Raw genomic sequence first — 6409 nt, 5'->3', positions numbered from 1 at the left:
AGATCATTAGATGCAGAACGTTCTACAGGCAGAGAACTTGCAGATGGCAGAGAAGACGGAAGGGCAGAAGACTCTCCACCAGATTGCTCAGGCGCCTCAAGCTCCTCATCAACAACCTCTACCTCTACAATTCCCTCGTCTATATCCTTAACTACAAAGGTTTCCTTACGTTTATGAGGTTCACTATGTGTAACGTAAGACCTATACGGCTCTTGCATAGATATTGAAGAATAATCTTTATTTTCTAAACGAAAGTCCCAAATTCTTCCGCTTGTTACTAATTTACCATTCAAATACATGTTCCTCGGAGGAAGAAACGGACCATAAGCATTAAGAACGTATTGATAAGGTGAATCAAACGTGACATATTCACCATTCAACCGAAAAGAGTCTTCTTCTGCATTCCCCAGAACCCGAATAAGTAAAGCACTATAGTTCTGACCATCGCCTTCCTCAACATCTCCCGAAACAGCATTTACATGTACTGTCGTTTTTCCAGAAACATCACCATGAATGAAAAGCCTATCTGACTCCTGCTTACCTGAACCTTGCTGGCCATTATCACTTCCACGTCTAACTTTCGGACGTACATTAAAATGAACCCAACCATCTTCAGAACTGTAAACAACACCGCTCCCACTCCCGATACGAAGAGTTTGATAACTTTCATTATCATTTCCATTTTGCGAAGCTATGAATTTAAGAGTACTGTCTTTAAGATTCAGAGACGCAATACATAAAGCTACACAAACACCATTCTCTCCTGCCTGATTGCCTCTCTTCTCGTTTTTACCTTTTTTTAAACGCCACTCCGATTTCCCAGACAAGTAAAACTCTGCAATAGCACCCTTCTCAATGAAAAGGTCACCTTCAATTACCGAGTCATCTGCAAAAACCGAAATATGGGAAGGAAATCGAGCTTTCAATAATAGATCACCAGAAAGTTCTGAATTCTTACTTAGAATAACAGAACTTTTCGCCACATCACTGAAAATGGCTTCACCATCTGGAACTTTTAAAACAGAATTTTCCAACGAAACTACATATCTTACATTTTTATCACCACTGTTCCCACTTTGCTCACTACCTTCATTTTGTCCTTTTTCTTGGTTTTCACTCTTGTGAAAAGCTATGCCCACCCCTTCCGAACCTTTCACATTAATCTCTGAAGATTTGATACCACCACTAATCTTAAAAGAACCCAGCTCTCTAAAAGCTATAAACTTCCTTGCAACAGAGACAAAATTATCCCAAGCGTAACTTTTATCTTCATGAGCTCCATAAATTTCATTATGCTTTTTTCTTGCTTCAGCAATTTGTTGATGGGTATATAAGCTATTCCAACTTTCTTTCAAAGGAACATTGGAAACCTTAGCAAGAGAAACATTGGAAACTTTTTGTCTATAACCATCTAAAACTTTAGGAACACGGCTAGAAGACTCATCAACCCACAAGAAAACGGCATCGGAGCTATCAAACCGTCCATTAGTAAAAGAAACAAAACCATTTTCTGAAGCTAAAAAGACATCATAATATTTTTTAGATTCTTCTTGAGATTGTGCTCCAGCTTCTATTTTAACATTAACCCCATCCAGTTTAATAGACGCCCCACTACTGGAGTGGACCCTAGAGCCGCCCTCTCCAATGCTTTTTGGAGAAGTAAGCGATCCAAATTTCATTGTTAATCCTGCCCCATCATAAGCAAATAGAGCCATTCCACTTGTATTAATAGCCGTCTCACTCAAAAAAACAGATGAGCCACCAGCCAAAACAGCTGTCTCGACATTGGTTATTTCTCCACCTTTCATGTTAGCTACCGCACCCCCTCCTACTTCAATTCCCATCGCAAAAGTCTTAATATTCGTGTTAACTAACTCAACAGCAGCACTCTCTTCCGCATATATAGCACTCGCAAAACCGGCCTTTTCCTTATCTCCATCTTCACCTTCACCAGTTACACCCTCTATAGATAAACCCTTTAATTTAACATTTGCTCTCCTACCTGTTACATACACAGCATTTTCGCCATATTCTTTTACCTTAATCTTGCCTCCTTTCATTGTAAATTTTTCATCATTACATTTAATAGGACCATACTCCATACTACTAGAACTAGACTCGCAAGACTTAGGTGATACGATTTCGGCTGAAAGAGAATTAACAACGGCTTGAATATTACCTTCTCCTACAGAAACATCTATACCTTGTAAAAAAAAGAGAGCACTGGTTGTCAGTGCGCACAAACGTGTACGCTTTTTAAATACATTGATCATGTGTCAAACTTTCTAAATTAACTTGCAAAAGCATTAAAATTAAGTGAAAATACGGTAGTAGCACGATTTGTAACATACACTAGACAACTTTGCAACATATTGTTGTTTATTAAAGTATCATTTTGAGCATAAGTCCGCCTAAGTTAAGTTTTTAAATATTCAATTTATTGTAATTTATAAAATAAAAGGATGAGATAAAATGACGATGATCAAATATCTAAAACATGTAATTTCTGTCTTTATTGTAGCAATCAGCTTTGCGACGTTTTCATGGGCAGATATAAGTGTTAATACAAATGTAACTATTAACCATGTTTCAGGCACCACTAGTGTCCCCAGCTCTCCTCGAAAGGTTATAGTATTCGATCTTGCAACGCTGGATAACATGAACCGCCTTGGTATCAAAGCAGTTGCCGGTGTACCTGAAGGAAAAAAACCTGCGTATTTGCAACAATTTGATGACGCGCAATATGAAAAAATTGGTACCGTTTTTGAACCAAATTATGAAAAAATTGCTACGCTTCAACCTGATCTCATTGTTATTTCCTCGCGAACTCAAGCCAAATACAATGATTTATCCAAAATCGCTCCAACTATTGATCTTACAGTAGGAAATGAAAACTCTCTTGAAGATATTAAACGGAATGTGTCTATTCTTGGAAAAATTTTTGGTAAAGAAAAGGAAGCGGAAAAGGAAATTGCACAACTCAATGAAAATTTAGCAAAAGTCCGTCAAAACACTCAAGGAAAAGGCACAGGGCTCGTTCTCATGACCTCTGGCGGAAAAATCAGTGCTTTGGGACCAAAGTCGCGTTTTGATATTTTTCATTCCGCATTTGGAATTTCTCCTGCAACCGATAAACTCACCGTGCAAAAACATGGGCAACTTATTTCTCCTGAATTTATTTTTGAGACTAATCCTGACTGGCTACTGGTTATTGACCGTGATGCCGCAATTGGGCGAGAAGGACAATCTGCGGCACAACTGCTCGATAATGAACTTGTTAAACGCACAACTGCTGGAAAACAAAATCAAATTATTTATTTAGATTCTTGGAGCTGGTATCGTGCAAATGGTGGTCTCACTGGACTTAACGAAGCAACGCAACAGATCAGTGAAGCTTTTACAAAAAATAAATAAGCGTATAAATAGCTTGCTTGTTTTAGAAATAAAATCTAAGAGCAAAGGTTGTCTATAAGCAATCTTTGCTTTTTTCTGTTGGAAAATAATTTAACGTGAAAAATTACTGGATAGCCGTAACCATTCTTGCTCTATTGTCTATCCTTAGCATTTTTGTTGGTTATTCTGATGTAACACTTTCTGACTTATTATCAGGTGATACTCATGCTTTGCTTATTTTTTGGCAAACACGCCTTCCCCGCACAGCCGCAGTGCTTTTGGTAGGCATAGCTCTTTCCCTCTCCGGCATGATTATGCAACTTCTTGCACGCAATCGCTTTGTTGAACCATCAACTGCTGGAACTGTTGAATCTGCATCTCTTGGGATTCTTTTTGTTATGATTTTTCTACCCAATATCCCTGTGCTTGGAAAAATGATTATCTCTACAGTTTTTGCTATGACTGGCACACTTTTTTTTATGTTTTTATTGCGCCGCATTCCTCTAAAATCTGCCCTCATTGTACCACTCACAGGGATTATGCTGGGATATGTTATTGGCTCTTTAACCAACGCTATTGCTGATTATGAGATGTTGCTTCCTTCTCTTCAAGCTTATTTATTTGGCAGCTTTGCTATGATTCTTGAAGGAAAATATGAACTCTTATGGCTCTCTCTTCCCTTATGCATTCTTGCCTATTGCACCGCTGACCGTTTTACAGTAGCAGGTCTGGGAGAAGACTTAACCAATAACCTTGGGCTTAATTATCGTACTGTCATGCTCTTTGGTCTTTTTATTGTTGCATCAATCACTGCTGTTATCGTCTGTACAGTCGGACGAATCCCTTTCGTTGGGCTGATTATTCCAAACCTTGTTTCAAATTTCATGGGTGACAACATGCGTCATACCGCTCCTTGGGTAGCAATCAGTGGTGCAGGATTGGTTTTGATCTGTGATATTTTAGGACGAATAATTCATCCTTCTCTTGAAATTCCCATCAGCACTATAATGGGGGTTATCGGTAGTTTTATTTTCATTATACTTCTTTTACGCTGGAGAAAGCGTCTTGGATAAAAAGAAAACAACAATGCTTGTACTAACAGCACTTATCGTAATGGCATGCACTGTAATAAGCCTCTATATGTCATGGAATATCAACATTTATACGTGGAAATTTCGTTTCACAAAACTTGCATCTCTTCTTCTCATTGCGTATGCAATAAGCGTTTCTACTGTTTTATTTCAGACAGTTGTCAACAATCGTCTTCTTACTCCTTCTATCGTGGGGTTTGATCAACTGTATATTTTAATAAAAACCATTACGATTTATTTTCTCGGCTCTCTTTCTTTGCCCTTTTTAAATGAAGAAGGACAACTCATTCTTGAAGCTCTCATTCTTATTTTCTTTTCAATAAGCCTTTTCCGCTGGCTCTTTTCAGGGAGTCTCAAGGGGCTTCATTTAACCTTACTGATTGGTATTGTTTTTGGAGGCTTTTTTTTCAGTTTACGCATGTTCATGCAATTGCAATTAAACCCAGACCAAATGATGAATCTTACTGACATTATGTTTGCAAATTTTAACAAATTCAATACGCCGTTAATAGGCTTTGCCACAATTATTGTCTTCATTGTAAGTCTGATTGGGTGGCGTGAACGCCACCTTCTTGATATTCTTGCTCTCGGACGCGAGAACGCGCTCAATCTTGGAGTTGATTATCACAAAAGTACTACAGCTATCCTTATATTTGTTTCTATTCTCGTATCCATTTCCACAGCACTGGTAGGACCCGTCACCTTTTTTGGACTGTTAGTTGCCAACCTCTCCTATGAACTCTCTCCTCAGGCAAAACACAGTGTTGTTATACCAGTTGCAATATTATTGGCGATAATTTGTTTAGTTGGTGGACAATTTGTTTTGGAACAAGTTTTTAATATGGCAGGACGCTTAAGTTTTATTATTGAATTTTGTGGTGGAACTGTCTTCTTATTTTTATTAATGAAGGGAAAACTAAAATGATTGAAATCAATCATCTTTCCAAGGCTTATGGAGCGCGATTGATTATCGATAATTTATCTCTTCATCTTCCTAAAGGGGGAATTATTTCTCTCATTGGCCCCAATGGTTCTGGCAAATCAACGCTTTTGATGCTGATAAGACGTCTGTTACCGCATCATAAAGGATCAATTAATATCGACGGATTTGATATTAATAAAATGTCCCATGATATTTTAGCTCAAAAACTCTCAATTCTACGTCAAGATAATCCTTTGTCTTTTCGTTTAACCGTGTATGATTTAGTAAGCTTCGGCCGCTATCCTTACTCAAAAGGTTGGTATACTAAAGAAGACAAACAATTTATTGAGAGTGCACTCCGATATCTCGGCTTACAAGATCTAAAAGACTGCTTTTTAGATGAACTTTCTGGTGGACAGCGTCAACGAGCTTTTATTGCAATGGTCATCTGTCAAGATACTGATTATCTTCTGTTAGACGAACCATTAAACAATCTGGACATGAAACATGCTGTTTCCATGATGAAACAATTACGCCGTACGGCTGATGAACTTAAAAAAACTATTCTGATTGTCATGCATGATATCAATTTCGCATCATCTTATTCAGATATGATCGTTGCACTCAAAAATGGGAAAGCGGCTTATTGTGGAACACCACAAGACATTATACAGCCAGAAATTCTCAAAGACATTTATGATGTGGATATTCAGATCAAAACAATTAATGGCGTACCTATCGCCCTTTATTATCTATGATATTCATCTCACTTATCAATAATCGTAAACACTCTTTTATACTTGCGCACACTGTAAAATCTGCTAAAAAACAATGGCATCTGCGTACTGGGGAATAGTTTAATGGTAGAACAGCGGACTCTGACTCCGTCAATCTTGGTTCGAATCCAAGTTCCCCAGCTGTAGCTTGATTGTAGCTTGACGGCAGGTTTTGTATGTAGCTTGACGGCAGGTTTTGTATATTTTGCCACTAGGTTTTGTACCAA

Annotated in this window: 4 protein-coding genes, 1 tRNA gene and 1 pseudogene; 5 read left to right on the top strand and 1 reads right to left on the bottom strand. The window is 38.0% G+C overall.

The features are described from left to right. Window positions 1–2273, bottom strand: a pseudogene (locus GQO39_RS08875) (hypothetical protein); the annotation flags it as partial. Window positions 2274–2478: 205 nt separating this feature from the next. On the opposite strand from GQO39_RS08875, the gene GQO39_RS06790 reads away from it, so the two are divergent. The 5 genes from GQO39_RS06790 to GQO39_RS06770 all read left to right on the top strand — a co-directional run bounded on the left by GQO39_RS06790 (window position 2479) and on the right by GQO39_RS06770 (window position 6323). Next, a complete protein-coding gene (locus tag GQO39_RS06790; RefSeq protein WP_156851520.1) occupies window positions 2479–3414 on the top strand; it encodes a siderophore ABC transporter substrate-binding protein in 936 nt (311 codons plus the stop codon). Between the two features lie 95 nt (window positions 3415–3509). Further along, window positions 3510–4466, top strand: a complete 957-nt coding sequence (locus GQO39_RS06785) for an ABC transporter permease (RefSeq protein WP_156851517.1) — start codon at window positions 3510–3512, stop codon at window positions 4464–4466. Beyond that, window positions 4459–5409 carry an iron chelate uptake ABC transporter family permease subunit gene (locus GQO39_RS06780; protein WP_156851516.1) on the top strand — a complete coding sequence of 317 codons (951 nt, stop codon included), beginning with the start codon at window positions 4459–4461 and terminating at the stop codon, window positions 5407–5409. The genes GQO39_RS06785 and GQO39_RS06780 overlap by 8 nt, the downstream gene beginning before the upstream one ends. Continuing rightward, window positions 5406–6164: an iron ABC transporter ATP-binding protein gene (locus GQO39_RS06775; protein WP_007553942.1), complete on the top strand. Its 759-nt coding sequence runs from the start codon at window positions 5406–5408 to the stop codon at window positions 6162–6164. The genes GQO39_RS06780 and GQO39_RS06775 overlap by 4 nt, the downstream gene beginning before the upstream one ends. 88 nt (window positions 6165–6252) lie before the next feature. Then, window positions 6253–6323, top strand: a tRNA-Gln gene (locus tag GQO39_RS06770). The last annotated feature ends 86 nt before the right edge of the window (window positions 6324–6409 follow it).

It is taken from the genome of Bartonella refiksaydamii, from assembly GCF_902652675.1.
Classification (GTDB): Bacteria; Pseudomonadota; Alphaproteobacteria; order Rhizobiales; family Rhizobiaceae; genus Bartonella; species Bartonella refiksaydamii.
Note: the sequence above shows the minus strand (reverse complement) of the source record. Positions and strands in the feature narration are given on the sequence as shown.

Excerpts from the sequence above, each read along its gene's own strand:
- GQO39_RS06790 (WP_156851520.1), top strand. The coding sequence starts at position 2,479 with ATGATCAAATATCTAAAACATGTAATTTCTGTCTTTATTGTAGCAATC.
- GQO39_RS06775 (WP_007553942.1), top strand. The coding sequence starts at position 5,406 with ATGATTGAAATCAATCATCTTTCCAAGGCTTATGGAGCGCGATTGATT.